28 protein-coding genes and 1 pseudogene are annotated in these 26,194 nt (G+C 45.4%); 12 read left to right on the forward strand and 17 right to left on the reverse strand.

Annotated features, from left to right (window positions below; translation table 11 throughout):
• Positions 1 to 93: 93 nt before the first annotated feature.
• Together QUB51_RS27345 and petN are read right to left on the reverse strand one after the other, a co-directional pair.
• Positions 94 to 687, reverse strand: a complete 594-nt coding sequence (locus tag QUB51_RS27345) for a DJ-1/PfpI family protein (RefSeq protein WP_333054439.1) — start codon at positions 685 to 687, stop codon at positions 94 to 96.
• Positions 688 to 778: 91 nt separating this feature from the next.
• Positions 779 to 868 (reverse strand): cytochrome b6-f complex subunit PetN, encoded by a 90-nt coding sequence (gene petN / locus QUB51_RS27350; RefSeq protein ID WP_071883976.1) that lies wholly within the window; start codon positions 866 to 868, stop codon positions 779 to 781.
• 82 nt (positions 869 to 950) lie between these two features.
• On the opposite strand from petN, the gene QUB51_RS27355 reads away from it, so the two are divergent.
• Positions 951 to 1,430: a hypothetical protein gene (locus tag QUB51_RS27355; protein WP_333054438.1), complete on the forward strand. Its 480-nt coding sequence runs from the start codon at positions 951 to 953 to the stop codon at positions 1,428 to 1,430.
• Positions 1,431 to 1,621: 191 nt separating this feature from the next.
• On the opposite strand, the gene QUB51_RS27360 is transcribed toward QUB51_RS27355, so the two are convergent.
• From QUB51_RS27360 to gyrA, 3 genes are all read right to left on the reverse strand, one after another.
• The gene (locus QUB51_RS27360) at positions 1,622 to 2,296 is read right to left on the reverse strand and encodes an SDR family oxidoreductase (RefSeq protein WP_333054437.1); all 675 of its coding nucleotides are present in this window, start codon (positions 2,294 to 2,296) and stop codon (positions 1,622 to 1,624) included.
• Positions 2,297 to 2,626: 330 nt separating this feature from the next.
• Positions 2,627 to 2,989: a Uma2 family endonuclease gene (locus QUB51_RS27365; RefSeq protein ID WP_333264087.1), complete on the reverse strand. Its 363-nt coding sequence runs from the start codon at positions 2,987 to 2,989 to the stop codon at positions 2,627 to 2,629.
• A 190-nt stretch (positions 2,990 to 3,179) separates the two neighbouring features.
• Positions 3,180 to 5,876 (reverse strand): DNA gyrase subunit A, encoded by a 2,697-nt coding sequence (gyrA, locus tag QUB51_RS27370; protein ID WP_333211234.1) that lies wholly within the window; start codon positions 5,874 to 5,876, stop codon positions 3,180 to 3,182.
• Positions 5,877 to 6,272: 396 nt separating this feature from the next.
• On the opposite strand from gyrA, the gene QUB51_RS27375 reads away from it, so the two are divergent.
• The 3 genes from QUB51_RS27375 to QUB51_RS27385 all read left to right on the forward strand — a co-directional run bounded on the left by QUB51_RS27375 (position 6,273) and on the right by QUB51_RS27385 (position 9,325).
• The gene (locus QUB51_RS27375; RefSeq protein WP_333264084.1) at positions 6,273 to 7,196 is read left to right on the forward strand and encodes a histone deacetylase; all 924 of its coding nucleotides are present in this window, start codon (positions 6,273 to 6,275) and stop codon (positions 7,194 to 7,196) included.
• A gap of 313 nt (positions 7,197 to 7,509) precedes the next feature.
• Positions 7,510 to 7,698: a hypothetical protein gene (locus QUB51_RS27380; protein WP_015175516.1), complete on the forward strand. Its 189-nt coding sequence runs from the start codon at positions 7,510 to 7,512 to the stop codon at positions 7,696 to 7,698.
• A gap of 604 nt (positions 7,699 to 8,302) precedes the next feature.
• Positions 8,303 to 9,325 carry an ATP-binding cassette domain-containing protein gene (locus QUB51_RS27385; protein WP_333168479.1) on the forward strand — a complete coding sequence of 341 codons (1,023 nt, stop codon included), beginning with the start codon at positions 8,303 to 8,305 and terminating at the stop codon, positions 9,323 to 9,325.
• A gap of 263 nt (positions 9,326 to 9,588) precedes the next feature.
• On the opposite strand, the gene QUB51_RS27390 is transcribed toward QUB51_RS27385, so the two are convergent.
• Together QUB51_RS27390 and QUB51_RS27395 are read right to left on the reverse strand one after the other, a co-directional pair.
• The gene (locus QUB51_RS27390) at positions 9,589 to 10,176 is read right to left on the reverse strand and encodes a Uma2 family endonuclease (RefSeq protein ID WP_333054430.1); all 588 of its coding nucleotides are present in this window, start codon (positions 10,174 to 10,176) and stop codon (positions 9,589 to 9,591) included.
• Positions 10,177 to 10,354: 178 nt separating this feature from the next.
• Entirely contained in the window at positions 10,355 to 11,758 is a 1,404-nt protein-coding gene (locus QUB51_RS27395) for an NB-ARC domain-containing protein (protein WP_333264081.1), read from the reverse strand.
• A gap of 418 nt (positions 11,759 to 12,176) precedes the next feature.
• On the opposite strand from QUB51_RS27395, the gene QUB51_RS27400 reads away from it, so the two are divergent.
• Together QUB51_RS27400 and QUB51_RS27405 are read left to right on the forward strand one after the other, a co-directional pair.
• Positions 12,177 to 12,677, forward strand: a complete 501-nt coding sequence (locus QUB51_RS27400; protein WP_333264078.1) for a hypothetical protein — start codon at positions 12,177 to 12,179, stop codon at positions 12,675 to 12,677.
• A gap of 33 nt (positions 12,678 to 12,710) precedes the next feature.
• Positions 12,711 to 13,238, forward strand: a complete 528-nt coding sequence (locus QUB51_RS27405; protein WP_333264075.1) for a hypothetical protein — start codon at positions 12,711 to 12,713, stop codon at positions 13,236 to 13,238.
• A gap of 80 nt (positions 13,239 to 13,318) precedes the next feature.
• Here QUB51_RS27405 and QUB51_RS27410 read toward each other — a convergent pair whose 3' ends face one another.
• The 6 genes from QUB51_RS27410 to QUB51_RS27435 form a co-directional block, all read right to left on the reverse strand.
• A complete protein-coding gene (locus QUB51_RS27410; protein ID WP_333264072.1) occupies positions 13,319 to 13,741 on the reverse strand; it encodes a putative toxin-antitoxin system toxin component, PIN family in 423 nt (140 codons plus the stop codon).
• A complete protein-coding gene (locus QUB51_RS27415) occupies positions 13,738 to 14,184 on the reverse strand; it encodes a hypothetical protein (protein WP_333264070.1) in 447 nt (148 codons plus the stop codon). Before QUB51_RS27415 ends, QUB51_RS27410 begins: the two co-directional genes overlap by 4 nt.
• A 58-nt stretch (positions 14,185 to 14,242) precedes the next feature.
• Positions 14,243 to 14,500 (reverse strand): type II toxin-antitoxin system HicA family toxin, encoded by a 258-nt coding sequence (locus tag QUB51_RS27420; RefSeq protein WP_333264067.1) that lies wholly within the window; start codon positions 14,498 to 14,500, stop codon positions 14,243 to 14,245.
• On the reverse strand, positions 14,493 to 14,771 hold the full coding sequence (locus QUB51_RS27425) for a type II toxin-antitoxin system HicB family antitoxin (protein ID WP_333264064.1): 279 nt from the start codon (positions 14,769 to 14,771) through the stop codon (positions 14,493 to 14,495). Before QUB51_RS27425 ends, QUB51_RS27420 begins: the two co-directional genes overlap by 8 nt.
• Before the next feature lie 31 nt (positions 14,772 to 14,802).
• Positions 14,803 to 15,039, reverse strand: a complete 237-nt coding sequence (locus QUB51_RS27430) for a hypothetical protein (RefSeq protein WP_333264061.1) — start codon at positions 15,037 to 15,039, stop codon at positions 14,803 to 14,805.
• An 81-nt stretch (positions 15,040 to 15,120) separates the two neighbouring features.
• Positions 15,121 to 15,453: a Tse2 family ADP-ribosyltransferase toxin gene (locus QUB51_RS27435; RefSeq protein WP_333142489.1), complete on the reverse strand. Its 333-nt coding sequence runs from the start codon at positions 15,451 to 15,453 to the stop codon at positions 15,121 to 15,123.
• 148 nt (positions 15,454 to 15,601) lie between these two features.
• On the opposite strand from QUB51_RS27435, the gene QUB51_RS27440 reads away from it, so the two are divergent.
• Both QUB51_RS27440 and QUB51_RS27445 read left to right on the forward strand, forming a co-directional pair.
• Positions 15,602 to 16,492 (forward strand): ABC transporter permease, encoded by an 891-nt coding sequence (locus QUB51_RS27440; RefSeq protein WP_333104916.1) that lies wholly within the window; start codon positions 15,602 to 15,604, stop codon positions 16,490 to 16,492.
• A 440-nt stretch (positions 16,493 to 16,932) separates the two neighbouring features.
• On the forward strand, positions 16,933 to 17,319 hold the full coding sequence (locus QUB51_RS27445) for a hypothetical protein (protein WP_333264058.1): 387 nt from the start codon (positions 16,933 to 16,935) through the stop codon (positions 17,317 to 17,319).
• A gap of 149 nt (positions 17,320 to 17,468) precedes the next feature.
• On the opposite strand, the gene QUB51_RS27450 is transcribed toward QUB51_RS27445, so the two are convergent.
• Together QUB51_RS27450 and QUB51_RS27455 are read right to left on the reverse strand one after the other, a co-directional pair.
• On the reverse strand, positions 17,469 to 18,827 hold the full coding sequence (locus QUB51_RS27450) for an FAD-binding oxidoreductase (protein ID WP_333054421.1): 1,359 nt from the start codon (positions 18,825 to 18,827) through the stop codon (positions 17,469 to 17,471).
• Between the two features lie 150 nt (positions 18,828 to 18,977).
• Positions 18,978 to 19,727: a class I SAM-dependent methyltransferase gene (locus QUB51_RS27455; RefSeq protein WP_333264055.1), complete on the reverse strand. Its 750-nt coding sequence runs from the start codon at positions 19,725 to 19,727 to the stop codon at positions 18,978 to 18,980.
• 599 nt (positions 19,728 to 20,326) lie between these two features.
• On the opposite strand from QUB51_RS27455, the gene QUB51_RS27460 reads away from it, so the two are divergent.
• The 4 genes from QUB51_RS27460 to bioB all read left to right on the forward strand — a co-directional run bounded on the left by QUB51_RS27460 (position 20,327) and on the right by bioB (position 24,722).
• Positions 20,327 to 20,479: an adenylate/guanylate cyclase domain-containing protein gene (locus QUB51_RS27460; RefSeq protein ID WP_333054555.1), complete on the forward strand. Its 153-nt coding sequence runs from the start codon at positions 20,327 to 20,329 to the stop codon at positions 20,477 to 20,479.
• A 249-nt stretch (positions 20,480 to 20,728) separates the two neighbouring features.
• Positions 20,729 to 22,141 (forward strand): adenylate/guanylate cyclase domain-containing protein, encoded by a 1,413-nt coding sequence (locus QUB51_RS27465; RefSeq protein ID WP_333054418.1) that lies wholly within the window; start codon positions 20,729 to 20,731, stop codon positions 22,139 to 22,141.
• Between the two features lie 215 nt (positions 22,142 to 22,356).
• Positions 22,357 to 23,661: an adenosylmethionine--8-amino-7-oxononanoate transaminase gene (bioA, locus tag QUB51_RS27470; RefSeq protein ID WP_333232465.1), complete on the forward strand. Its 1,305-nt coding sequence runs from the start codon at positions 22,357 to 22,359 to the stop codon at positions 23,659 to 23,661.
• 17 nt (positions 23,662 to 23,678) lie between these two features.
• Positions 23,679 to 24,722, forward strand: a complete 1,044-nt coding sequence (gene bioB, locus QUB51_RS27475) for a biotin synthase BioB (protein WP_333054415.1) — start codon at positions 23,679 to 23,681, stop codon at positions 24,720 to 24,722.
• 236 nt (positions 24,723 to 24,958) lie between these two features.
• On the opposite strand, the pseudogene QUB51_RS27480 reads toward bioB, so the two are convergent.
• Together QUB51_RS27480 and QUB51_RS27485 are read right to left on the reverse strand one after the other, a co-directional pair.
• Positions 24,959 to 25,108, reverse strand: a pseudogene (locus QUB51_RS27480) (IS4 family transposase); the annotation flags it as partial.
• 237 nt (positions 25,109 to 25,345) lie between these two features.
• Entirely contained in the window at positions 25,346 to 26,089 is a 744-nt protein-coding gene (locus QUB51_RS27485) for a transposase (protein ID WP_333298358.1), read from the reverse strand.
• Between the last annotated feature and the right edge of the window lie 105 nt (positions 26,090 to 26,194).

Here is a 26,194-nt window from a genome sequence, read left to right on the forward strand (position 1 = left end):
GCCCGTCCACTCATGACGGGCGGGACGCCCATCCCACAATAACAATTAAAATTGTAAGTTATTTAATTCGCGATCCTAACTAATGACTAATGACTAATGACTATCTGAATGTTCGATCTTCGTTCCCAAAACTTTCAGGAATTCAGCCAACCAGTTAGGATGTGCGGGCCACGCGGGGGCGGTGACTAAATTGCCATCGACTACGGCTTCGGTAACGGGAACTTCTGTATATTTGCCGCCGGCCCGGAGTACGTCAGGGCTGCAAGCGGGGTATGCGGTGCACCGTTTGCCTTCGAGTACGCCGGCGGCGGTTAGAACCTGTAAGCCGTGACATATAGATGCGATCGGCTTTTTGCTGTTGGCAAAGTAGCGGGTAATTTGCAGCACTTGTTCGTTGAGGCGGATGTATTCTGGGGCCCGTCCTCCGGGGATAACCAAAGCGTCGTAGTCGGCCGGGTTGATTTCGTCAAAAGTCGCGTTTAAAGTGAAGTTGTGACCGGGTTTTTCGCTGTAGGTTTGATCGCCTTCAAAGTCGTGAATTGCGGTGCGAATTGTTTGGCCTGCAGCTTTTTCCGGGCAGATGGCGTGGACGGTGTGACCTACCATTTGCAGGGCTTGGAAGGGAACCATTACTTCGTAGTCTTCTACAAAGTCGCCGACTAACATTAATATTTTTTTGACTGTCATGTTGACAACTCCTGTTATTTTGATTTGGTTAAATAGGATTAAAAAAAATGCGGGGCCGTTAAAAAGCTTGCCCCGCAAGCTATTCTGGAATCTAGAAACCGTTGCGTCCCCAAATGACCATTGAAATTGAGAAGGAGAACAGAACTAGCACCGAAACCCAACCGAGTGACAAAATATCCATAGCTATTTATTGAACAAACTGTACAAAGTGACTTCAACCCTTATCATAAGTCAATTTGAGCCATTTTTGAAATGAGGGCGCTGTGAAGGATTCGTCAAATTTTAGTGCGGCTGAACGGGTAGAATCTTTGAAGGCAGGGAGTGTTGCTGCTTTGTCTTGTTTGCTGGGTTTTGGGGCGATCGCCCTTGGTAATAGCTTAATTCTGGCGGATAGGTTGGATTCTCTGGCGAGTTTGCAGGTAAGGGAAATTGACCTAAATTTTGCCTTCAGGGCGACTATCGCACTTTTGGGCGGTTTTTTGTTCGGCGTGACTTACCGCTATGCGATTCGCCGAGATGTTAACCCGCAGCTTAAATCTGGTGCGGTGTTGGCTTTTGGGTTGGTGCGGGCTTTTGGACAGTTGGATGCTGGATTGTTTTTTGAATCGGGGAAGATGCCCGCCCTACAGGAGTTATTGCCGTTTGCGGTTCGCGGTGTCGAGAGTGTGGTATTATTTGCGATCGCGGGTTTGGTTCTGGATTGGGCGATCGGGCGATCGTGGATTAAGCCTTTCGATTCTTGAGATTTGCCGTTGGTTGGGGACAGGTTTACGATCGCCCTCCGTCAAAAACTTGTAGGGGCGGGTTCACCAATAGTTTCAAAGGATACCCAAAGACTCAAAAACCCGCCCCCACCCCGCGCGATCGCCACCCAAGTGGGGGCGGGTTTACGAGATTATCGGTTTTAGGCAATTATTGTTGGTAAAACCCGCCCCTACAGATTTAATTCCTCAAATTCTGGATTGCCGTAAACCATCTGTTTATCTACCGCCGACAAAACTTTATTGTTAGCAGCATCAGAAACTAAACACTGACAAACTAGCTGCGCTACATCTGCCCGGTGAATAGTTCCAGCAACTCGACAATCTTCTGTTAAAATACCGTTGCCTGTTGCAGGTTCCGATTTGAGTCCGCCCGGACGAATTACTGTATAAATCATCCCGCTTTCTATCAAATGATTTTCGGCTTTTTCCTTTTCAATTAAAACCGGGCGCAAAGTTTCTAAAGCTTGGGGCGGCAAAGCGCCGACACTATTACCGCTGCCGATTGATGAAACTAAAATAAATTTTTGCACGCCTGCTTTGACCGCCGCATCAATCAAGTTTTTGTTGCCCAAATAATCGGCTCTTTCCCCATCTTTGGGCAAGCCCCCAATTGTGCTGATTACGGCATGAATTGAATCGCCACCAGCCATCGCAGCTTCCATAGCTGCTGCATCCAAAGCATCGCCAGTCACGACTTTGATGCCCATTGCTTCTAATTCGGTGCTGGTTGCGGGCGATCGCAAAAGTGCTGTTACTTGCATCTTTTGTGCTGTCAGACATTTCGCGATTTCTAAGCCGACGCCTCGACTAGCACCAGCTAAAAAAATGTGGGATTTCTCTGTCATATCAATTTTGTTAAGGGGTGCAGAAATTGGTTGTTTTGAATGTAGATTATACAACATTCCTCTGTCAATTGGTGAATCAATACTCCGGACTGTTTTTAAGCAGCCAAAGTACCATAAGACAAGACTGAAGGAAGCTTAGGATGGTTTAACATCAAATCCGGGTCTAAATCTAACTTGTCAATAAAGGTACAAAGTAGATGCTTAGGATCGCGAATTAAATAACTTACAATTTTAATTGTTATTGTGGGATGGGCCTAAGAGCCCGTCCTTTTTGGATGGGCTCTTAGGCCCATCCCACTTTCAAGAGTGGAAGTTATTTAATTCTCATTCCTAAGAAGCATCAGGTTGAGCGCTTCTGACACCTGTTTTGGCGTAGCTACAGTTGACCAGGAGTCTCATTTTTATACCTTTAGCAATGCCCAATAAATTGATTAAGATGACGATAACTCCGTTGTCATCAGCATGATCTGGCCCGACTGCTGCCATTTCAATCCTCAATAGTCCGTTGTAGTAGTAGGATTTTGCTCGATCGTACTCCGGCTGTTTAATAATTTCTATATATTCATCCCAAGTCGCTGTAATCCAGGTATCGGTTAGTAGTGGGGTTTGGAGTTGACCAAGAATTTCTTGATGGTACCCGCCACGTGATTTATCCGTGGAATCAATCCAAAATCTAAAATCTAAAATCCTCAAGCCCCCGAATTTATCTCGCGCAAGTCAATCCAAAATCTAAAATCTAAAATCTAAAATCGAATGACTCATCATTACCTCACCGGAAAAAATATTTGACTTTTGAGGGAAAACTTCTGAGTAGGGACGATCGCATTTTTACCATTCAGCAGTAAGGTACGCAGCGCGCACCTTACAAACTATTAACCTAGGACTATTCTGCCACTTCCTCAGATTCCGATTCTTCCGCCGATTCTTCACCAGCAGCCGGCACTAAAGCCACAGCTACGATGGAATCATCCTCATCTAACCGCTGCACCCGCACACCCGTTGCTGTGCGCGATTGAGTAGAAATTGCACTCACCGCCTGACGGATAATAATACCTCGGTTGGTAATGATCATCAATTCGTCATCTTCGTTGACAATTCGCAGGGCTGCTACCTGATCCTTACCCTTTTTCGACTTAAATTTAGTAGCCGTCAATCCTTTGCCTGCCCGTCTTTGTAGGCGGAATTGAGAAACAGGAACCCGCTTGCCGTAGCCGTTGGTGGTGATTACCAACACCGAAGGAACTTCGCTGCTAACTGTCGAAATTTCTTCAACCTCTTCGCCTTCAATTTCCTCTGCTTGCAATTCTAATTCTTCATCTTCCGTTTCCAATTCAGCACTTTCTGCCCCTTCAAATTCCGCTTCGTCCGTTTCTAATTGAGCAATATTAGCTCCCTCAAATTCGGAGTCTTCAGTTTCCAATTCAGCGATTTCGGCAACAATTGAACTGGGCAAAATGTCCATGCTAATCAACTCATCGCCCGATCGCAATTTCATTGATTTTACACCCCGCGTCGCGCGGCCGACTGGGCGCAACTGTTCGTGATTGGTGCGGAAATGAATTGCCATGCCTTGGCGCGTACCGATGATGATGCTGTCACCCACTTTTGCTCTCCGCACCCAGCGCAGTTGGTCGCCTTCTTCTAGAGAAATGGCGATTAATCCATTAGTGCGGATGTTGCCAAAAGCGGAAAGTGCGGTTTTCTTAATGTAGCCACCGCGAGTCAGCATGACCAAGTATTCTTCGCTGGTGAATTCTGTGACTGACACCATAGAAGTGATTTTTTCTTCTATAGGAATCGGCAGCAGTTGCACCACGGGAGTGCCGCGGGCCGTCCGGGAACAGACGGGGATTTGATAAGCTTTGACAGAGTAAACTACGCCCCTGTCGCTGAAGAACAAAACGCTGTCATGATCGCAGCAGGAAAGGAAATGTTCTACTCCGTCGTCTTCTTTCATTTTCGCGCCTGCTTTGCCGCGAGTAGCGCGACTTTGGGCCTCGAAAGTGCTGACTGGCATCCGCTTGATGTAGCCTTGCTCGGTGATCAGAATAATTGCTTGTTCGTTGGCAATTAAATCTCTTTCATCGATTTCTCCTTCGGCGTGTTCGATGACGCTGCGTCTAGGAGTGGCGATTTTGGTTTGGATTTCGACTGCTTCAAATTCGGCGATTTCTAAGATGCGTTCCCGGCGCGCTAAGATATCTTCCAAATCTTCAATTTTAGCTCGCAGTTCTTCGTGTTCTTGCTGAATTTTTTGCGCTTCTAATGCTGTCAAACGCCGGAGCTGCATTTGCAGAATTGCGTCGGATTGCTGTTCAGAAAGACCGTAATTATCCATCAATTCTTGTTTTGCTGCGGCGGAGTCGGCAGCGGCGCGAATTAGGTGAATAATTGCATCTAAGTTTTCTAAGGCAATTAATAAGCCTTGCAGAAGGTGGTCGCGTTCTTCTGCTTTGCGGAGTTCGTATTGAGTCCGGCGAGTAATTGTCTCAATGCGGAAGTCTAGGAAGACATTGAGGAATTGGGAGAGCGTAAGTAGTTGGGGTTCCCCATTTACTAGCGCTAACATATTGGCTCCAAAGTTGGCTTGGAGGGGTGTTTGTTTGTAGAGGTTGTTGAGGACGACGCGGGGATAGGCGTCGCGCTTGAGTTCGATCACGATCCGCATTCCGTCTCTATCGCTTTCGTCGCGAATGTCGGAAATTCCATCTAATCTTTTGTCGTTGACAAGTTCGGCAATTTTCTCAATTAGCCCTGCTTTGTTTGTTTGGTAAGGTAATTCGGTGATAATAATTGCTTCTTTGTCGGGGCGGCCGGGATGTTCGATGGTTTCAATGTTGGCGACTCCGCGCATTGTAATCGAACCGCGCCCGGTGGTGTAAGCATCGCGAATGCCGCCTCTACCGAGAATTTGCCCTCCGGTGGGAAAGTCCGGGCCGGGGATGTACTGCATCAATTCCAGGTCAGTAATGGCTGGATTGTGAATTAGCGCTACTAAACCGTCAATTATTTCGCCTAAATTGTGGGGCGGAATGTTGGTGGCCATCCCTACAGCAATCCCGGAGGAACCGTTGAGCAAAATTTGGGGGATGCGTGCCGGGAGTACGAGGGGTTCTTGCTGGGAACCGTCGAAGTTGTCGCCGAAATCAACTGTTTCCGAGTCGATGTCGCGCAGCATGGAGTCGCTAGTCAAGGCTGTGAGGCGACATTCGGTGTACCGCATGGCAGCGGGCGGGTCGTTGTCAACGGAGCCGAAGTTGCCGTGGCCGTTGATCAGGCGTTCCCGCATGGAGAAATCCTGAGCCATCCGCACCAGGGCGTCGTAAACCGCTGTATCTCCGTGCGGGTGATACTTGCCCAGCACCTCCCCCACGACGCGGGCGCATTTGCGGAAAGGTCGATCGGGAGTCAAGCCCAATTCGTTCATGGCGTAGAGAATGCGTCGGTGAACGGGCTTGAGACCGTCCCTGGCATCTGGTAGCGCCCGACCGACTATTACGCTCATGGCGTATTCCAAGTACGATCGGGACATCTCATTACCCAGATCCGTCGGGATTATCCGCGACTCAGAGGTGCTCATAGGTTGAAAAACTCCGTTAAAAATTTAAATTTGACCGCTATAAATCTCAAAAATGCGATAAAATCGGTTTGGATTCAGTAGAGCTGCCAAATATTGCCAATTACTCCTGAAATTATATCACAATTTGCCTTGGAATTTATGGGAAAGTTGCCAGAAAAATTAAGGGACGAAACCAGCACAATTGATAATTTGTCAGTTGGTGATTTTGTCAGCAGTTGGCAAAAGCTAAAAAGGTTTTTTTAGGCGATCGGGTTTCATGCTTTCGTGAGTTTTTTTGACGGCCATCTAAGAAATTAAAATGGTTACTCGATCGAAATTTTAATTTCACAAAACCGAAGGCCTTCTTAAAGCTAAGTAAAAATCTAAAATCTAAAATCTAAAATCTAAAATCAGCCGATGCTACCCGTCATCTACTCCGAAGATTTCTTGCTGCACAAGACTGGAATGCTTCACCCAGAGCGACCAGAACGTTTAACGGCGATCGTCAATGCTCTGAAAGCTGCTCCCTGGGCGGATCAAATTGAGTGGCAACTGCCCACCCCAGTGGCGCAGCGCGAACAACAACTGTTATCGGCTATCAAAAAAGTTCACTCGCAAAGATACATCAAAGAAATCGAACATTTGGCTCATCGGGGTGGCGGCTACCTCGACGGTGATACGCCGATTTCTGCTGAAAGTTACGACGTAGCGCTGCTAGCGGCGAGTGCTTGGCTCGATGGGGTCGATCGAGTGGTGGCTGCGGGGGAACCGGCTTTTGTGCTGGCCAGGCCGCCTGGACACCACGCGGAAAACGCCCGCGCGATGGGTTTTTGCTTGTTTTCCAATGCTGCGATCGCCGCTCACTACGCCTTGGAACAGCCGGGAATCAACCGTGTCGCCATCCTCGACTGGGACGTACACCACGGCAACGGCACTCAATCTTTGGTGGAAAGCTGCCGGCAAATTGCCTACTGTTCCCTGCATCAATCTCCTTGCTATCCGGGAACGGGAGATGCCGAGGAGCGCGGTGCCTACGACAACGTGCTGAACATTCCCCTCTATCCCGGCAGTGGCATAGCTGAATACCTGAGCGCCTTTGAATCTCTTGTCGTGCCTTTTTTGTCCAAATTTGAACCGGATTTGTTGATTGTCAGCGCTGGTTATGACGCTACTGCGTCCGATCCGCTGGCGAGTATGACTCTGATGCCGTCAGATTTCGGTACTTTCACCGGATACTGCCTGCAACTCACCCGCCGCATAGCTTTTGGTTTGGAGGGGGGTTACGCACTGAAAGATTTGGCAGAGTCGGTTGTGGCGACTATTGACCGATGCCTCAATTAGCTGGAAAATTGGCATAGGGGAAAATAAGGTTGAGAAGCCATGAGGACGAGATGGAGAGTTTTTGAGGGCGATCGCGCTTGATGGTCTTTTTCCCTCTGACTTCTGACTTTTCCCCTCTGACTTTAGTGACAAGCATCACAAATTTAAGAGATCCAAGTCACTGCCGATCCAAGTCTCGGTCACAGATTTTTAGCCAAAAAATCACACCGTGTCAATGTTTTCGATCGCCTTTGAAGTCACTCCCAGAGTGCACAATAAAAATACAACAAGCCTGTTAAAATTTTATCTGTCTCAATCAACTAGGAGGTTTATCATGTCAGTATCCCAAATGACACTCGAAGAGTTATTTGGTCAGGTCATGTTCTCCAGCGTCGTGACTCGCCACGACCGGAGACAGCTCAGATCTGCACTCTTAGAAAGAACACTGAATGAAGATGAGTATGCCATCATCAACCGACTGCTGTACAACGTTCGCCGCGGTTGGGTAAAAATTGTCGATTAAAGACCTGGCAACCACTCTCTGTAAAGGAGTTAATACCATTTTCGATTTTCGATTTTCGATTTTCGATTAAAGAATTGGTGATGACTGATAACTATCGGGATTGATCTCACGAGCCTACAGTTACATTTTTTGGGAACTCGTTACAAGGAGAACTTGCCAATTCGGGAAGTTTTTTGTGTTTAATAGTGGGATCGAAAGTGTGATGTGTTTGCCCAGTGTGTTAATTATCAAAATCTCGCTACACATCAGCCTATAGGTAGAGATAATTATAAAATAACAGGTTTCGGGTGCATCTCTACTTGTTGAAAACTTGTGAGTTTTGAGTTGTTAACTGAAAAGTTATAATTAACTCAAAACTCATAATTTTTTGGATTTGAGATGGGAGATTGGAGAGTGGGAAAACTGATGAATATCAGAGTTGAAAACCGCTATAAAGTTAATATTTTTTAAACTGGCATTAAGAATCAAAACTAGAAGCAGTTTCCGGTTGAGGAGGATTGTGCGATCGTTACAAGCACACCGAGTCGCATTGGTCGATCGACCATTCCGGCAATTTGAGCTCAGAAGTGTCAAAATATTAACAACCAGTTCATCCCCAAAATATATGGCTCCCGCCGTTTTAATTGAAAATCTTCAGAAACGCTACGGCACTGTAGAAGCCGTTAAAGATGTTTCCTTCAAGGTAGAACCGGGGGAAATATTTGGTTTGCTAGGCCCCAACGGTGCAGGCAAAACCACAACCCTGCGGGTACTTTGTACTTTGAGTGCGCCCGATAGCGGACGCATTGAAGTGTCTGGCATTTCTGCTGTCAGTCAGCCGAGAATTGCCAGACAAAGACTAGGCTATGTCGCCCAAGAAGTGGCTCTGGATAAGGTGCTGACGGGGCGGGAACTCCTGCAACTGCAAGCAGCGCTTTACCATTTGCCGCGCCCTAGGATTAAAGGGCGGATTGACGAAATGGTGAAACTCCTCGGTTTGGAGGAGTGGGAAAATAAAAAGACGGGCACTTATTCCGGCGGTATCCGCAAACGCTTGGATTTGGCTGCTGGATTGCTGCATCAGCCTGATGTTTTGGTGTTAGACGAACCGACTGTCGGGCTCGATATTGAAAGCCGGGTGGTTGTGTGGGATTTCCTGCGCCGGTTGCGGGAGGAAGGTACGACGGTTTTGATTACGAGTCACTATCTCGAAGAAGTTGACGCTTTGGCCGATCGCGTGGCGATTATTGACAAGGGTACGGTAATTGCACAGGGCACGCCGGAGGAGTTGAAAAATCGGGTTGGGGGCGATCGGGTGACTCTGCGGATTCGGGAGTTTTCGCCGATGGAAGAAGCCGAAAAAGCTAAAACTCTGATGCAATCTTTGCCTTTTGTGCAGGAAGTAATTGTCAACACGGCTCAAGGAAATTCTCTCAATTTAGTAGTAACACCGCAAAGCGATGCGCTGGTGACTATTCAGCAAGCTTTAAAAGATGCGGGACTTCCTACTTTTGGGATTGCTCAATCTCGGCCGAGTTTGGATGATGTGTATTTGGCTGCGACTGGTAAGACTCTGTTGGATGCGGAGTTGGCTGCTGCTAGCAACCGCGATTTGAAGGCTGAGCAAAAACAGGCGATGCGATCGTAGTTTAGTTTAATAAACCTCTCCAATAATTATTGTGGAACAGGCATCTTGCCTGTTCGAGACGCTCTTTTCCTGAGCCCGTCAGGGGTTGAAACCCCTGCCTCAAAGCTAAAGTCCTCTCAAGAGGACTGAAGAAATCATTACTCATTAGTCCTATGCAAGAGGACTTTAGCTATTAGCCAGGGAATTAATTCCCTGGCGGTCTTTCGGTTGAAGCGAAAACCAATGAGCAATGCTTTATCCTTATCTTTTCGGCAGATTTGATATCATACATCCAACACTTGCTCTGCTGTCAATGCTAATTCGGGGAAAGTTCGAGATATAATTCGCTCAGTTCCTCGGTAAGCAGTCATTTGATAAACCCCATTTTCATCAAGTAGATAAACAAAAACAGTCGGTTCTTTCGGGTTGCCCAAATAGTTTCTGCTACCCAAAGCTAAATAATCGACAATCCAATATTCAGAAATTCCCAGCCGCTGATATTCATCCAGCTTGTCGATATAATCATCTTCCCAATTTGTTGAGACAACTTCTACAACTAATTGTGGTGGTTCAGTTAGGGCTGAGAGGGCGAAATGTTGAGATTTCCAGAGGGTTTTGTCTACTATTGTAACATCAGGATGGCGGCCTTGTTCTTTACCATTCGGGGTTAATGTCCTGACTACAATTCGGCCAGATACCCTGTAATTTAGGTTGAGTATTTTTACCTCGTCTTGGAACGTATTTTCAATAAAATCAGCTACATTTTCGTGGAGTCTGATTGTTGGTAATATTTTGACAATTTCTCCATTAACCAGTTCATAACGTCCGTCTTCATCTGGAAGTTGCTTGATGAATCGATCGAAAGTGAGCATTAGTTTAGGTTGGGTTTGAGTTGCGATCGTGGTTTACTCTCATTTAGCTAGATTAGGACTTACGCATGGTGGCCCAGAAACCGGGTTTTTTTACGAAATACTTAGTTACATACCGTAAATTAGGTAAAAAACCCGGTTTCTTTAATCGGAGCGTGTCCCGGACTATAGATATTTAAGACTATTCTGCAACCATTTTAACATACTGTTTTAACACAGGTGGAATCGTGAAAATGGTTTCTGTTTCACCGCTCAATTTTTCGATCATTCCCCGTCTGGCTAAAGATTGAATTGCTTTACATAATTCACGTTGTGAGCCTTGACATTTTGCCATCCATAGGGTAAACGAAACAGGCTCGATTTCATTACTAAGTTGCGAAATCGCCTGTTTTTCTATTTCCGACAACCGCTGATATTGCTGCTGCAATATCGGTGTCAATTCATCGCTTAAAAATACTGGTTGATAACTCAAATATTGAGATACTCTACCGCTAAATAAGTTGTTAATAGTTTGAGCGACTAATTTTAACCATAGGGGATTGCCTTGATAAAGTTCAATCAATTCTGGCCAGTATTCTTCATCTAATAAACCTTTTTCTCTCAGAATTTCTGTGGCGACTTCACCTAAACCAGTTAACTGCAATAAACGTACTGCTGAATTATCGTCGGTGAATGTGATGATGTCTGAGGGAGGTTCCCAACTATTGAGAATTAAGCAGCTATTGTGGGGAATTTCGCCGATGAGTTTAAATAGGGTTCCGTAGTTTTCATATCTGGGTTTGTAATTTCCTGCAAGTTGCCCGCTGCTGAGAATTTGCTGCACGTCATCGAGGATGATTAGACAGCGATTTTCGCGCAAATATTCGATTAGGATTGACAACTGAGCATCGATGTTGGCGGAAAAGTTAATTTCTGGTTGATTTGAGAGAAATTGAATGAGGGTTTTGAGGGTTGTTTCGAGGGGCGGAGAAGTGCGGAGACTGCGCCAGATGATGCGATCGAATTGAGTTTGAATTTGGGGGATGAGGTGACGGGCGATCGCACTTTTGCCGGTGCCTGCCATGCCTGTGATGGTGAGGAGGCGGCAGTTTTGCTCTAGAATCCAGGTTTCGAGGGCGGTGAGGGGTGAGTTGGGGTAGTTGTAGAAGGTTTTGATCTCCGGTGCATCTCTTAAATCGAGTCGCGGTTTCTGTTGGGTGTTGTCTTCATTTGAGGTTTGTGTAGGGGGTGAGTGTTGTGGAGCTTTTGGAGGCTGTGAGTTTTCTGTGCAGACGTTTATATTCCCTTTGTGGACAAGGTTAAAATAACCAGAATTTGAAATTTTAGATATTTCATATCTTTCCATTGTGGAGCTCAAATTGGATTTATTAACATCTTCCTCTAAGATTTTTGAAAGAATTTTCCATAACTTTGATGCAATATTTCTGACATGGCGTTCAGTACAATGAACCTCTTGGGAAATTTCGGAGTATTTTTTACCTTGCCAAGTTCCCCGTACTACTGCCTGTTGCCGATCGTCTAGGTGTTTGCCCGTCTTAGTGAACACCAAGCCATCGGCCAACCTTAAGAGTTCTTGAACATCCATTTATTGGGTAGGGGTAGGAAGTTTTATCTATTGTATCAGACTTTTTCTGACTTTTTCTGACTTAGGAGGGCAAAATGTGACTTTTAACGGCTAGCTAATTTTATCAACTACTGGCCAATTGTGACATTCTCCTACTGGACAATACATAAAAATTAAAGTTAAACTTTTTAATGAGGGGCATTAAAGCAAGAAATTGCTTAAAATGTGGTTGCGTCAGTGAGCAAAGAAGTAAATAAAAAGGCTCAGAAATTAGTTTTGCCCTTAGTTTTGACATGGTAGGAGTGCCCGTGTTAATCCGCCTGGGCTTGCTTTTTTATCAACCAGCTTTTTTATTTTTAATAATTGCAAGACGTTTAGGGGCTTTTCGCCTCGTGAAGTGTTCGTAAAAATTTAGTAATTTCCAACAGGATAAAAAATTATGTCTAGTGCATTATCCCTACCGCAAGCTAATTTAAAAATGGCTCTATGGCAAGTCGATGCTGATGCAATGAGCAGCAGCGAATTGTATGTCTGGTTAAATGATATGGGCTTGCCGCATGAAGTCTCGATGCGACTGCATGAACTTGCCACATACACGAAAAAAGCTGCTAACAAAGTTTTACTCATCGGCAAAATTCTCCTGATTAAAATCATAGAATTTGTCAAAGCGCATCCCCATTTAGCGATAGGGGTTGCTGTTGGTGTCGCTGTAAGAATTTTGGCAAGTTCGATACCATTTGTCGGCCCGTTATTAGAACCTTTGGCAACAGCGCTGGGTATCCCAATTGGTGCAATAGCCGGCCACCGACTCGATCGAGGCAAAGAGGTGTCTGATGGAATTATTGGAATTGTTCAAGAGATTATTGAGATTGCCAAAGATTTTTTTCAATTACTGGTAGACGTTTTCAATACAATTTTCCGCAACGTCATCACTGCTTAACTGCCAAAATTAGCAAAAAAATTGAGGTCTAATATGTCGGCAAATAAAACGCCAACCAAAGAGCAAATTCTGAAGTCAATAGAGCAACTGAAAAAAAATCCACATGATAAATTAGGGATTTTAGCAGATATTGGCATTGGTGTGGTGGGGGCTGCCGGTGCTGGTGCGGCGGTGGCAGCTTTCGGTGGTGTACCAGTTCTATTTGGGTTGTGGGTCGTTGCACCTCCCGTAGGATTAGTTGTTGGCGGTGCAGCTTTAGGTGCTGCTGCTCTTGTAGGGGTAAAACGAATATTTGATGGCAATTTTGACCAGGGAAAACAAGCAGAAATACTTAAAAACTTAGAAGAACAGCTAAAAGATATTGAAGACAAAGAAAGAGCCTATAACCTGAAAGACAGCGATAAAACTAAATTTATTGTTTCCTTGAAAGAACCCGTCAGGCTCGATTTAATTAGCCCGAAAGACGCTCAGGATTTAATTAGGGCCGTAGAAAGCGGTAAAATTGCAATCAAAGAGGCGATTAAAATGGTTGAGAATGTGGTAAAAGCTGCTAAACCATAACTGCCTTCTGACTGCGTAACCTGGGAATGCTAAGTTGTAAGTCTGCGATCGCCCTTACTTAAACCAAGTGCGATCGCCCCCTAATTTTCGGGAAAATAACGCTCCAAAAATTCCCTAGCCGTAACAATAGGAATCCCCTCATATTCCTGCAACACTAACAAATCCAGATCGCCCGTAACAATTGCATCAGCACCAGCAGCGATCGCAGTTGCTAAAATCATATTGTCATTAGCATCTCGTAACTCAGGCACGTCGATAGTGGAAATTGGATAAACTTCCACTAACTCTCGTGTTCCGCTCATTAAACCATTAACGGTAAAACTCAAAGACTGTAATCTCGCCTGGAGTTTTTGTTTGTTCAAAGTATTCTCTAATTCTGCTAGTATTGGTTCAGAAGCACAAATTATAAGTTGACGAGTTCGAGCTAATCTGAATAAACGAGCTGGGATACCTCCCCACAGCCAGCCTGACACAAAGATATTAGTATCCACTACAATTTTCATTTGTGCGAGTCTATTTCAGAACCTTTCTCGCGACGCACTTCCCGCACAAGTTCGCAAATTTCTTCCATTGTTAACTCATCAGGATCGGGAGTCGCTGCTTCTACTCGGCGTTCCCATTCCTCCCAGTCGAAACCTGCTACCTTTGTCATCGGATTAGGATCGAGGGGTAAAGACTCTCTACGCCGTCGTAGTTCCTCCCAGTCGAAACCTGCTACCTTCTCAAAAACAATACTATCTCCTGTCACTGTAACTGCATATCGATCCCCAGGCTTCAGTTGAGCCTCAATCTCAGCGGGAATTTCTAACTTACCGTCGGGGTTGACAGGAACAGTAATATTTGATTTCAGAATGTATTCTCGCAGGTGTTCAACAACTCTATCTTGCAGAGTTTCCGGCAAAGATTCCATGATTTTAACCAAAGTGGCGATCGCACTTGATGACATAGCTTTATCCTCCCTTGTTTAGCCGAACTATCCCGCAGGAATCGCTCTTTCAATATATCTAAAGATTTCTCAAAAAATCTTCAACAGAAATCCCTGCCTGATTTAGAATACTGTTGAGGGTTCCAACAGCCAAAGTTTTACGCTGCACTGGTACTACGCAGCCAACCTCGATCGCGCCTTGAGGATTCGACTCATCATCGATCGGTAATTGTTTCTTCAAAATAGCATGACTGCCTCGCTGCCGTACTTGAATAAAGCCTAAGCGTTCCAAAGCGCGGATGGCTTCTGCACTACTAACTCGCGGTAGTTTAGGCACTCAATACCTCAAATGTAGTTAGCAGACGGGGGGAAGTTTTAGGCAGAGGGAATTCTTCTAAATAAAGTTCCGTTGCTTCTTTGAGATTGGCGATCGCCTCTTCGATCGTCTCTCCTTGGCTAGCCGTTCCCACTTCAGGACACTCGGCTACATAAACATCCTCTTCCCAATAAACAATTGCCGTGAAAGTACAAGACATTTTTTTGCCAAATTCTTCATACTCAATGTAGCATATCCAGCACCGTTTTTCAGTCGCGATCGCCCATCTCATCCCCTGTCGCAAAGAAGTGCGCTCGCCCTCATTAACTTCTTACCTCTTGATACAAACCGTCTGAAGATTCTGCTATTTTAGGCAGACTACCATCCTTAATAGCTTTCATCAAATCTTCGCGTAGCGCTTCTAAAAAATAGCTATCGTTGCCGATATCTGATGCTTCATCCTCATCCAATTCTTCGTCATTCAAACGTTCTCGGTATGCCTCGATCCGAAACTCAAGAGCTTCGATAATAAATTGTACATCCTTAAAAGATAGAATCATCTGAACTCCATTTTTAATCTTTACACTCACTTGCCACAATGCTAACCCACTCTGTGTCAAAGCTGCTAAAGCTGAAAATCCTTAACTCACTTTGTAGAAAGATGCACTTATCAGTCGAAGAGACTCCTTGTACTCCTCTATCGGCATAATATGACTCGGTTTCCACAACCAATGATCGTTGTGGTCATTAACTAAATCAAGCGCGGCAGGAATTTCACTCTCCGCATCTAACTTCCACCAGTTTTTGTCGCTTCTTTGAGTAGCAAATGTCGAAATCCCACCTCCTAAAGTAGGATCTACCCAGATGCGACCATTTTCTTCATAAGTAGCAACATCTTTGTTCGGTCGGACATTATCCATTCTAGGTGAATTAGCGTTGCCTTGCCGATATAGAGCGATCGGTGTTTCTGCCATGTCTCGATCGAAGATTCCCAGCTATGTAGAATTTATCATCATGACTATACAACCTAATCTGCTGGCTTGTGACGATCGCCCGCCCAACACCACCAATACCTCCAGACTTGCTACTGTAAAGAGAGTTAGATTTAATCAACAAGCAATTATGAGCGGTACTGTTACATCCCCCAACAACCTCAACCAGCAGCGGCCACTCTCCACGGCATCCGCTGACACATCCACTTCCCTGCTGGGCGACTTTATCCAAGAAACACTCGCCTTAACCAAGCGCCTGTTTATTCAATTGCAGCGTCGCCCCTCGACGCTAGTTGCAGGCATTATTCAGCCCCTGATGTGGTTGGTTTTGTTCGGAGCTCTGTTTGAAAATGCACCCGCAGGCTTGTTCGGCGAAAGCCAGAATTACGGACAATTTCTCGGCGCTGGTGTAATCGTTTTTACAGCCTTTGCCGGGGCGCTGAATGCTGGTTTGCCGATTATGTTCGATCGCGAATTCGGATTTCTCAACCGCTTGTTAGTCGCGCCGTTGGCTTCCAGATTTTCGATCGTCCTCGCTTCGGCTATTTTTATCGTCACCCTGAGTTTCATCCAAACCGGCACAATCGTTACAGCGGGGGCGTTTTTGGGCGCGGGATTCCCCGGAATTGCCGGACTTGGGGCGATCGCCCTGATCGTGCTGCTGTTAGTTTTGGGCGTCACCGGCCTGAGTCTGGGTTTAGCCTTTGCTCTCCCCGGTCACGTAGAATTAATAGCGGTAATTTTTGTTACTAACCTGCCGCTGTTATTTGCCAGCACAGCCCTCGCGCCGCTGTCATTTATGCCAGAGTGGCTGCAAGTTGTGGTGACTCTCAATCCTCTGAGTTATGCGATCGAACCCATCCGCTACCTGTACCTGCACAGCGATTGGTCGCTAGCCAGTGTCGTGATGCAGGCTCCTTGGGGTACTGTCACCTTTGGAGGAGCGCTATTAGTGCTGCTGGCGTTTGATTTGGTGGCGCTGCTGAGCATTCAACCGCTGCTGAGACGCAGGTTTGCTTAGGGCAGGGCGATCGTTTCACCTGCACCGTCAATTCTAGGATGCCTTTCGTCCTGTCAACTTAAGGTAAAACCGATAGTCCGTCAGGGGTTGAAACAACAGCCTCAAAGCCAAAGTCCTCTTGCATAGGACTAATGACTTCTTCAGTCCTCTTTCAGAGGACTTTAGCTATGAGACAGGGAATTCATTCCCTGGCGGACTGCCGGGTAAGCGATAGGACTAATGACTTCTTCAGTCCTCTTTCAGAGGACTTTCGCTATGAGACAGGGAATTCATTCCCTGGCGGACTCTTGGGTAAGCGAGAGGACTGGCGGACTAAAAGCTTAAGTTGACACGACGAAAGGCATTGCCCTGTCCTTAGCCCCAGCGAAGTAATATAATATTTAGTCACAAGTCAGAATATTGTTTAGATAGAATTGTTTTTTTGAAGATTCAACTAATAAATGATGAACACCAAAACTTCCAAATCCGGCAAATTGATGATTGGGATTGCTGCAAGCGCGATCGCATCCTGTGCTCTGTTCTCCCCTCAAGCAAGCTTCGCTCAAGCCAGCGGTTTAAATAATGCCCAACCGCTGCAAGACTTTCAAACTCAAGACAATACCGACCCCTTTTCCGGCCGCAGCAGCGGAAGCGGAATATTTGATTTAATTCACAGATCCAAATTGGGCGGCGGCCGCAGCATGGAAGAATTTAATAGCGAACAGCGCCAAAATTTGAACGATGCGGCCGCCGAATTTCGGAACAAACAGCGCCTACTACTGGAAAAGCAAGCAGTACCTACACCAGGGGCGATCGCACCTACAGAAATTACCGCCCCTGTCCCTTAAATTGATTTCTTAGTCCGCGAAGGCGGACTTCGTTTGTCTAGCAGCGGTTTCAACCGCCAAGTTTTAATCTTTATTTATTAGTCCGCGTAGGCGGACTTCGTTTGTCTAGCAGCGGTTTCAACCGCCGAACGATCTAAAAACCATCCCCCTTAATCCCGTTCCAACCACGCCCGCATTTTACCCGGATTAAGCAAACCGTAAGGATCGACCAACTCTTTAAACTGCAACTGTTCCACATTAATACTTTTCATCCCTCCATCTTCCAATATATAAGTGTGAGGATTAGCAATCAGCGCGCCTTGCTCTTCATGATAGCGAATAATTTCATTGAGCCGTGATTCCGTAGTGTAGCGAACTATTTGCAAAGCCGCAGCGATCGCCCTGCCATTCATCCGCAAAAACTCCAAGTGCATCATCACCTCATCCCCATAATAATTGTACAGTTCCTCAATCAATTTCAAACCTTTATCTGCGGGAAAAAGCGTCTGCAAATAAGTCAGAGACGGGTCAGCGCTGCGAGCGTGTAGAGTTGTATGATTCCAAGTAAATTCAGCAATTGCTGCACCTTTGCTCGCTGCTTGCGCGTTTTTTTGATAGCAAATTGTGCCGCCATATTCGCGCACCAAATCTTGCAGCGGTTCCAGACAAGATTCAGCTACCATTAACAAAGCGCAGTGCTTACCTTCAGGAATCTCCTCGCGAAAAGCAGCAAAATAAGCAGGAATCGGCCAAGCACAAACACAAATTAGTTTTTTGATAATTCCGTCCGCATCGCCCAAAGCTTGACCGAAGTTAGCCGATGTCATAAAATCGTCAAAAGCGACGATGATTTCCGCCCAAGCATAAGCAGGGGCGAGGGGAATTTCTAACTCAGTAATAATCCCATTTGTGCCGTAAGCGTGATTGACTTTTTGCACTTCATCGCCGCGCAATTCGATGACGCGGGGATCGTCTTCCATTGTAACGACTCGAACGGCATGAAGATTTCCCCGATCGCGCAATTGCCCGTAAGTTATCGAACCAATTCCCCCGCTACCGCCGCCGATAAATCCCCCAATCGTTGCGGTGCGATAGGTTGAGGGAACCATCCGCAATTCCCAACCAGTTTCTCGCGCTTGTTTGTCGAAAACCGACATTTTTACCCCTGGTTCTACGCAAGCTAAACCCGGTTTTATCCAGCGGATACTGTTCATTTTGCTGGTATCTAAAATGACGCCGCCCTTGAGGGGAATACACTGCCCGTAATTGCCCGTTCCTGCACCTCTAACAGTTAGCGGAATTTTGGATTTGACGCAGGCTGCAGCAATCCGCAAAACTTCGGCTTCGCTGGCGGGACGAACTACTAAATCTCCTGTTTTATCACTTAAGAGAGGTTGCAAAACAGGACTGAAGTGATAATAGTCTTGAGATAGCTTGACAACTTGCGCGCGATCGCTAATTATTTCGATTCCCGATAGTTCCGAAGAAAAAGCATCCCAGTCAATACTTTGAATCGCAGTTGCAGTCATTTTGTTTCCTCAATCCTGACAGTATTATATATTTTATAAAAGCCAGTAGGGTGCGTTAGACGCAAACCCTAATTATTTCGCGCACATCCTCAGCCTGACGCACCTTACAAGTCGATTGAATCGCGACAATTGCCTCCAAGACTGCTTTTTTCAATTAACAAATCCCCCAAACACCGCCATACCGTAGTATTTCCAAGGCACTGCAACAGTGTCAAATCTAGCTTTTACCAGCATTTCCAACTGTGCCGAAAGTGTAGCTAGGCGATCGGGATTAGAATATCCGTAAGAGACACTCTTCCCCACATTTGCGCGAATTTGTGCTAAGGTTTCTCCCTGATTTAGCGCCCAATCTTCTCGCGCCGCTTGATAAATATCTTTCATTGCTGCTGATTCTGCTAAAAGAGGATCTGCATTCCAAAAACAGCCACCAGCATTTAAACTTTCGCGAATCCGTTGAAACAATTTTAACTTAATGTCATCCTCAAGATGGTGAATTGCCAGAGATGAAATGCAAGCATTGAATTTATCGCCCAAGCCTGAGAAATTTGGATTGTTTGCCCATTCTCCAAAATCCATTTCTATGCCAGTCCACCGGGCTGCGTATCCTGCAGACTCAATTTTGGCGCGGGCAAAATCAAGCATTCGCGGCGAGTAATCGACAGCAACTATTTCCGCAGACGGATAGAGTTTGAGAACTTTTAAAGTGAGTTCCCCCGTACCGCAGCCGAGTTCTAAAATGCGGTGGTTTGTGTTAGCAATGCAGCCTGCTACTACATCCAGCATTTCGTCATACTTAGGTAAAAGTCGCCGAATGCCTGTATCAAAATTGGCAGTATTGACGAAAACTTCTCCCGGCAAAATTTCGTTGCGCGCAGGTGAGGCAGTAGAGTCAGAATTCACGATCGTCAACCATAGACTACAATTGCTATCCTAACTGAAATAGAGCAAAAAGTGCGGAAGTAGGGACAAGCCACTGCCCTGTCCTTACCCGATCATCTGTACTTCACTCAACACAAAACCGCTATATAGTTATGCGTATTTTTACGGATAAGCCAAACACTCGTGGTAAACAATAATTAACCGAAAGCATCCACGATACCCGCCACGTGATTCATCTGTCCAGAAATAAAAAACCTGTATCCGATGAAACTTGCCGAACGTATTTATCTCGCGCAAGTCAATGCTTCAATTCTTTAATGTAAAATCAAAAATCAAAAATCAAAAATCGATTGACCCTCCGTTACAGCCAGAGAGTCTTGCTTTACCCCGGACGCCAGCAAAACACTTTGAACAAGCAGTGTTATGTTAGTAGTGAATAAATTGAAATAAAGATTAAACCTCAGACTTGAGGATACCATGCGCCAATTGATTTCTCGCAGTCGGGCTGCCATCAGCCAATTAGTTTACAAACAAATTCTCCTTGCTTTGACAATTTTATTTGGTGTCGGCGTAGGGAGAGCGATGGCAAGTATGTCTGAGCTTTCCTCCATCCTGACGGGATTGCAGGCGCGATTCAAGTCACACAATCAACTTACGATATCTTGCAAAATAAGTATCTGTTTGAAAACAGAGGAATTATTCACATCAAAGGCAAGGGCTATATGAATACTTATCTGCTTGCAGGCAGGCTAGTCAGCGCCGTTTCGGTTTAATTTGTTTATTATATTATGAAGGGGTCTGCTAGTTAGTCGAGAGCGATCAGTCATTAGTCAGCAGCAAGCAGCCAAGAACTAACAGTTAGTCGCTGCTGACTGCTGACGGCGGACTATTACAGGAATTACACAGGGGATGTGAGAACCCGGTTTCTGCGCGGTTGCTTCGTTGACAACCCAAAATTGATTACCAGAAACCCGGTTTTTTTCCTATGTCCTACATTAGCCATTTGCCAAATAGTAAATTTTATGCCCTTGCCGATTTTATCATTCTTGAAATTTTTCCAATCTCGCTTGTCTAGGCAAATAGCTTTGTGGGTATTTGCTAGCATTCTTGTCATAGAAGGAATTATTTTAGTTCCCTCTTATTTTCGACGAGAAAATGAACTTTTAAGCCAACTGGAACAGGTATCTCGGGCGACTGTTGATTCCCTAGAGTTTGTGCTCCAACAAGATATTTCCGATCGCACTTTATTGCAAGAAGAAGTAAAAAATATTACTAAGGATTCTCAAGTAGTCTTAGGACTATCTATTTACCAAACTAACGGTGAACTAATATATACACTTGGCGAACCCCCAGAAATCAGTTTAGAGCAACTAAAAGAATCTCGCATAGTTCACAATCACAATTTCGATGGCAAGAGGTACGATATTGCTTGGACGGAGCGACATTTGGGAGGCGATTACATCTTAATTGTTCGCCACGATGCTTCCACAGTCCAGCCGGAACTCTACGCATTTATCGGACGGATTGCTGTTCTAGTCATCATTATATCAGCCTTTGTCACTTCTGTGACTATGTTGTTTTTAGGGCTGACAGTAATTTCACCTATCTTGAGATTGCGCGATGACTTGATCGCTGCTGGAGACGCTTTGAGCAAAGATCGAGAACAACCTGATTTCTACTCTCTGTCTGTCAAGCGGGATGACGAGTTGGGAGAACTCATGGTCGCCTTCAATCAAATGTTTCACCGAGTATACCAGGAAATTGCACAGCGGAAACAAGCTGAGGAAGTATTGCGCGCCGAACAAGAAAAGTCGGAACGTTTATTACTAAATATATTACCAGTAATGATTGCCGATCGCCTAAAACAAGGTCAGATAAATATTGCGGACGGATTTGCCGAAGTTACGGTTTTGTTTGCTGATATTGTGGGCTTTACCGAAATATCTTCGCGCACATCTCCTGAAGAATTAGTCGAGTTGCTTAACAAAATATTTTCATCTTTCGATCGCTTAAGCGAACAATACGGCTTAGAAAAAATTAAGACGATCGGCGACAATTATATGGTAGCAGGCGGTTTGCCGCTTCCCTGTACAAATCACGCCGAATCTATTGCCGAAATGGCCCTGGAAATGCAGCAAGAAATTATGAAATTCCGCGACGAATGCGGTAAACCTCTCAATATCCGCATTGGCATTAATACTGGGCCTGTTGTAGCAGGTGTCATCGGCACTAAAAAGTTTATTTACGATTTGTGGGGAGATGCTGTAAATACAGCAAGCCGCATGGAATCTCAGGGACTTCCGGGTAAAATTCAAGTTAGCAACTCAACTTATGAATTGCTGTGCGATAAGTATTTGTTGGAAAAGCGCGGTAAAATTAATGTTAAAGGCAAAGGAGCTATGACAACTTATTTGCTGAAAGGTAGAAAATTGTAACTGACAATTTTAACCATCGCCCGCGAATAAGTGAGATGGCGGCAGACGTTACAGCGCAGCCGCCCTCGACACCAAACTAGATTTTTTTTTAACGAACCGCGAAGACGCTAAGGACAGGTAGGAAGAGAAGAAGAAATAATCAAAAATAAAAAGTTCATAAGGTCGTTATTATTGCTATATTAAAAGGCAGGTTAATATTAGTAATCGGGGCAAAAATGACTGCGAATCAGGAACAGAATTCTTCAAATTCACCGATTTGGCAGCCCTTCACGCAAATGAAAACGGCTGCCCCGCCACTGAAGGTAATTCGCGGCAAAGGAGCGGTGCTGGAATTAGCAGACGGGCGGCAAATTCTCGACTGCATTTCTAGTTGGTGGGTGACAGTTCACGGGCACAGCCATCCGGTTCTCGCTGAGGCTCTTTACGAACAAGCCCAAAAGTTAGAACACGTAATTTTTGCCGGATTTACTCACGAACCTGCCCAGAAACTTGCGAATAAATTGCTAACTCATACGCCTGCTTCTTTAACGCGGATTTTCTTTTCTGATAACGGCTCGACTGCTGTTGAAGTTGCTCTGAAAATGGCATTTCAATATTGGCAAAATATCGGAGAAACTAATCGCACTAGCTTTATTAGTTTTGAGGGAGGTTATCACGGCGATACTGTGGGCGCGATGTCGGCTGGCAGAAGTTCGCTGTGGTGGGAATCTTTTGCACCTTTAATGTTTGCTGGGGATGTTGTTCCTTTTCCCGCGACTTTTGACGGCGATGAGGAGGTGGAAAGCAAGGAGGCGGCGAGTTTAGAGAAGTTGGAGTTTTTGTTAAAGCAGGGCGGCTATGCGGGAATTTTTATCGAACCTTTGGTGCAAGGTTCTGGGGGGATGCGAATGTGCCGCCCTGAGTTTTTGCAGGCGATCGCACAACTTGCCCGCCAGTTTAATGTATTGTTGATTTACGATGAAGTAATGACGGGTTTTGGGCGCACGGGCGAACTGTTTGCCTCGGTTAAATCTGCAACTTCACCGGATATCCTGTGTTTGTCTAAAGGATTGTCTGGTGGCTGTTTGCCAATTGCTGTCACAATGGCATCGGAGGATATTTATCAAGCTTTCTGGCGAGATGAATGGGACAAAGCTTTTTTTCACGGTCATTCTTACACCGGAAATCCCTTAGCTTGTGCGGTGAGTGTAGCATCCTTGGAGCTTTTGGAGCAAAACCCAAATGTGTATCAAGGGATGGAAAAACTCCACCACAAATATCTGAATCAATGGCTGAGAAATCATCCTAAACTAGAACGGATTCGGACTTGTGGCACCATCGTAGCAATGGATGTGAAAACGGAAAGCGATTCCGGTTATTTTAATGACATTGCTCCTGTATTGAAAGCCAGATTTCTCGAAGCGGGGTTTTTGCTCCGCCCCTTGGGAAATACGCTTTACTTGATGCCTCCCTACTGCATTTCTCCTGATGAACTAGAATCGATTTATCGGGTGATTCGTCAGGTTTTGGATACTCTGTAAACCCTTTAATTTTAGTAATGAATTTACCCAATTGGAACGATTTGGCTGACGACGCGCTGGCGGGCAAATGTCTCTCTCGCGAGCAATCTTTAGCCGTATTGCGCGCACCGGATGAGGTTTTGCTGGAACAACTAAACGCAGCTTATCGGGTGCGCCGCCACTACTGGGGAAACCGAGTCAGGCTGCACTATTTGTTAAATGCTCAAAGTGGCCTTTGTCCTGAAGATTGCCATTATTGTTCTCAGTCAAAAATTTCGACTGCGGAAATTGAGAAATATCCGCTTTTAGCTAAGGAGAAAATTCTGGATGCGGCCCAACGCGCCGCAGATTTAAAAGCAGGTACGTTTTGTTTGGTGATTTCGGGCCGCCAACCTAGCGCATCTACTTTCGATCGCGTTTTGGATGCTGTTGAGACTGTGAAGGCAAATTATAACCTGAAAATTTGTGCTTGTTTGGGATTGTTGAGCGAGGAACAAACTCATCGTTTGGCTAAAGCTGGAGTCGATCGCGTAAATCACAATCTCAATACTTCCGAATCATATCACTCGGACATTTGCACGACTCACACTTTTGGCGATCGGGTGGAAACCGTCGAACACGTAAAAGCAGCGGGTATCACAACTTGTTCCGGCGGAATTTTGGGGATGGGCGAATCGGATGATGATGCGATCGATTTAGCACTTTCGCTTCGCAACTTGGGCGTTACTAGCGTGCCGGTCAACTTTTTCATTCCAATTCCCGGAACGCCATTTGCAGAGGTGAACAGGTTAAATCCCCGCCAATGTTTGCGAATTCTCTGTTTGTTCCGATTTTTGCTTCCCAGTCAAGAAATTCGGATTGCTGGGGGACGAGAAGTGCATTTGCGATCGCTGCAACCTCTCGGCCTTTACCCTGCTAATTCTATCTTTGTTGGCGATTATCTGACAACTCCCGGACAAGCTGCCCATCAAGATTGGGACATGATTCGAGATGCGGGATTTGCGATCGAATCCCCCGAAGGTTCTCTCTTAGAAGTTGATTCAGCAGTTACCAAATCCGAACAAAAAACCCTGGCTGTGTAACTCTTACACCAGTTTTCAATCAGATGAAATAGAGTAGGACACGGCAGTGCCGTGTCCCTACCCAATATCTATATTTCATGTTTACGCATGGGCGGATAAAAACCGGATTTCTGAGGTAGCAAATGCGTCAGCCGTAAGGAATGAAAAATAAATAACTTAATGGTATCCGCTCAATAAATCGGGGTAACAGTAAAAAAAGAAGGTTCACAATCTAGGCACAGCACATTGGTAACAAGTTAAGCTTGTATGGCAGTTGTCAAGGGGGTTTGAGAAGATGTTTCAAAGAAATATCGATCGGAGCCTCGCTGTCGATCAGGGAAAGGTGCAACAATTAACTTAACATTGGGCTTTCGTTGAGATTTAACAATACCTAAATCTCGATTTTCACTGTAGTTTAGACTAAAAAATGAGCGCAGCTAAAAGTAGCCACCTTTGAATCTCAGGCAAGCTGTTGCTCAAAAACTCAAAAAGTAGAAGATTAAATAGCTAATCTTGAAGACTTTTTACGTCGAGAAACCCGTTTTTTAACGGTGGGATAGCACGGTGCCTTAGTTCGTACCCTTCCTTTTTCCCAACCGGGGGATTTTCCCCTATGTTTAGGGATTTTTGTTGGAGTCCCAATGTCAACCAAAAGCGAAAACATTGATTGGGCAACACGTCCAGGGGTTAAATTGATAGTAGCAGATTGCCTGCAGAAGTCTATTCTCGATTACTAAATCTCTGGCCAGCCAGAGTTGCCAACTCATCAATGGCATTAAATCACTCCAACGCTCGGATTGTTCAGGGGTTCTCAAATTAGGCAATGTCCAATGCAATCGTTGCTTCGCAAATCGATACCAATGATCGACTCCAAAGCGTCGCAAATATTTAAACCAAACAGTTTCTAAAGGTAGAGTTCGTTCTCCCACCCAAGCTAACCATAAGGGTGGAAATGGTTGACCGTTTGACATGGGCTTCATTCTTTCAACGAGGATTAAATTGACTTTTTGTTCAGGGGCACGATAAAAATGTAAGTCAATCCATTGTCTGACTCGGACTTGTCCCAACTCTGGATCTTCGTCAATTTCAATCGCAGTATCCGCTTCAGGCCATGTGGTTGGGTCATTGAGTCTCATTTTTTGCCCGTGCTTGTGCGGTCTACCACGACCACTATAGGCTGGTGGTGCTGACCATAAGCAGGCATTTTTTCGGACTCTGATTAAGCAATCAGCTTGAATATCTGCTTGTGCTAAAACCCAGGTTGCATTGCCATATTCTCGATCTAAAACTGCTAAAACTGGGTTGACACTATGTTCACAGACAAGTTTGAGTTGAGAAGCTGCTTGAAGTATGGGTGAAGACCCACTACTAATTCTTTCATGGAGCAGGGGTAATGCCCAACTTCCTTGTGTTTCAGGTAGTTAGAGTCGATAGGGGCATTTCTACCCCTACCTCTCCTTCAGAACGGAACGTGAAACTTTCGCTTCATTCCG

The sequence above is a fragment of the Microcoleus sp. AT8-A3 genome (genome assembly GCF_036705675.1).
GTDB lineage: Bacteria > Cyanobacteriota > Cyanobacteriia > Cyanobacteriales > Microcoleaceae > Microcoleus.

Excerpts from the sequence above, each read along its gene's own strand:
- QUB51_RS27345 (WP_333054439.1), bottom strand. The coding sequence starts at position 687 with ATGACAGTCAAAAAAATATTAATGTTAGTCGGCGACTTTGTAGAAGAC.
- petN (WP_071883976.1), bottom strand. The coding sequence starts at position 868 with ATGGATATTTTGTCACTCGGTTGGGTTTCGGTGCTAGTTCTGTTCTCC.
- QUB51_RS27360 (WP_333054437.1), bottom strand. The coding sequence starts at position 2,296 with ATGACAGAGAAATCCCACATTTTTTTAGCTGGTGCTAGTCGAGGCGTC.
- gyrA (WP_333211234.1), bottom strand. The coding sequence starts at position 5,876 with ATGAGCACCTCTGAGTCGCGGATAATCCCGACGGATCTGGGTAATGAG.
- QUB51_RS27375 (WP_333264084.1), top strand. The coding sequence starts at position 6,273 with ATGCTACCCGTCATCTACTCCGAAGATTTCTTGCTGCACAAGACTGGA.
- QUB51_RS27380 (WP_015175516.1), top strand. The coding sequence starts at position 7,510 with ATGTCAGTATCCCAAATGACACTCGAAGAGTTATTTGGTCAGGTCATG.
- QUB51_RS27385 (WP_333168479.1), top strand. The coding sequence starts at position 8,303 with ATGGCTCCCGCCGTTTTAATTGAAAATCTTCAGAAACGCTACGGCACT.
- QUB51_RS27390 (WP_333054430.1), bottom strand. The coding sequence starts at position 10,176 with ATGCTCACTTTCGATCGATTCATCAAGCAACTTCCAGATGAAGACGGA.
- QUB51_RS27395 (WP_333264081.1), bottom strand. The coding sequence starts at position 11,758 with ATGGATGTTCAAGAACTCTTAAGGTTGGCCGATGGCTTGGTGTTCACT.
- QUB51_RS27400 (WP_333264078.1), top strand. The coding sequence starts at position 12,177 with ATGTCTAGTGCATTATCCCTACCGCAAGCTAATTTAAAAATGGCTCTA.
- QUB51_RS27405 (WP_333264075.1), top strand. The coding sequence starts at position 12,711 with ATGTCGGCAAATAAAACGCCAACCAAAGAGCAAATTCTGAAGTCAATA.
- QUB51_RS27410 (WP_333264072.1), bottom strand. The coding sequence starts at position 13,741 with ATGAAAATTGTAGTGGATACTAATATCTTTGTGTCAGGCTGGCTGTGG.
- QUB51_RS27415 (WP_333264070.1), bottom strand. The coding sequence starts at position 14,184 with ATGTCATCAAGTGCGATCGCCACTTTGGTTAAAATCATGGAATCTTTG.
- QUB51_RS27425 (WP_333264064.1), bottom strand. The coding sequence starts at position 14,771 with ATGAGATGGGCGATCGCGACTGAAAAACGGTGCTGGATATGCTACATT.
- QUB51_RS27430 (WP_333264061.1), bottom strand. The coding sequence starts at position 15,039 with ATGATTCTATCTTTTAAGGATGTACAATTTATTATCGAAGCTCTTGAG.
- QUB51_RS27435 (WP_333142489.1), bottom strand. The coding sequence starts at position 15,453 with ATGGCAGAAACACCGATCGCTCTATATCGGCAAGGCAACGCTAATTCA.
- QUB51_RS27440 (WP_333104916.1), top strand. The coding sequence starts at position 15,602 with ATGAGCGGTACTGTTACATCCCCCAACAACCTCAACCAGCAGCGGCCA.
- QUB51_RS27445 (WP_333264058.1), top strand. The coding sequence starts at position 16,933 with ATGATGAACACCAAAACTTCCAAATCCGGCAAATTGATGATTGGGATT.
- QUB51_RS27450 (WP_333054421.1), bottom strand. The coding sequence starts at position 18,827 with ATGACTGCAACTGCGATTCAAAGTATTGACTGGGATGCTTTTTCTTCG.
- QUB51_RS27465 (WP_333054418.1), top strand. The coding sequence starts at position 20,729 with ATGCCCTTGCCGATTTTATCATTCTTGAAATTTTTCCAATCTCGCTTG.
- bioA (WP_333232465.1), top strand. The coding sequence starts at position 22,357 with ATGACTGCGAATCAGGAACAGAATTCTTCAAATTCACCGATTTGGCAG.
- bioB (WP_333054415.1), top strand. The coding sequence starts at position 23,679 with ATGAATTTACCCAATTGGAACGATTTGGCTGACGACGCGCTGGCGGGC.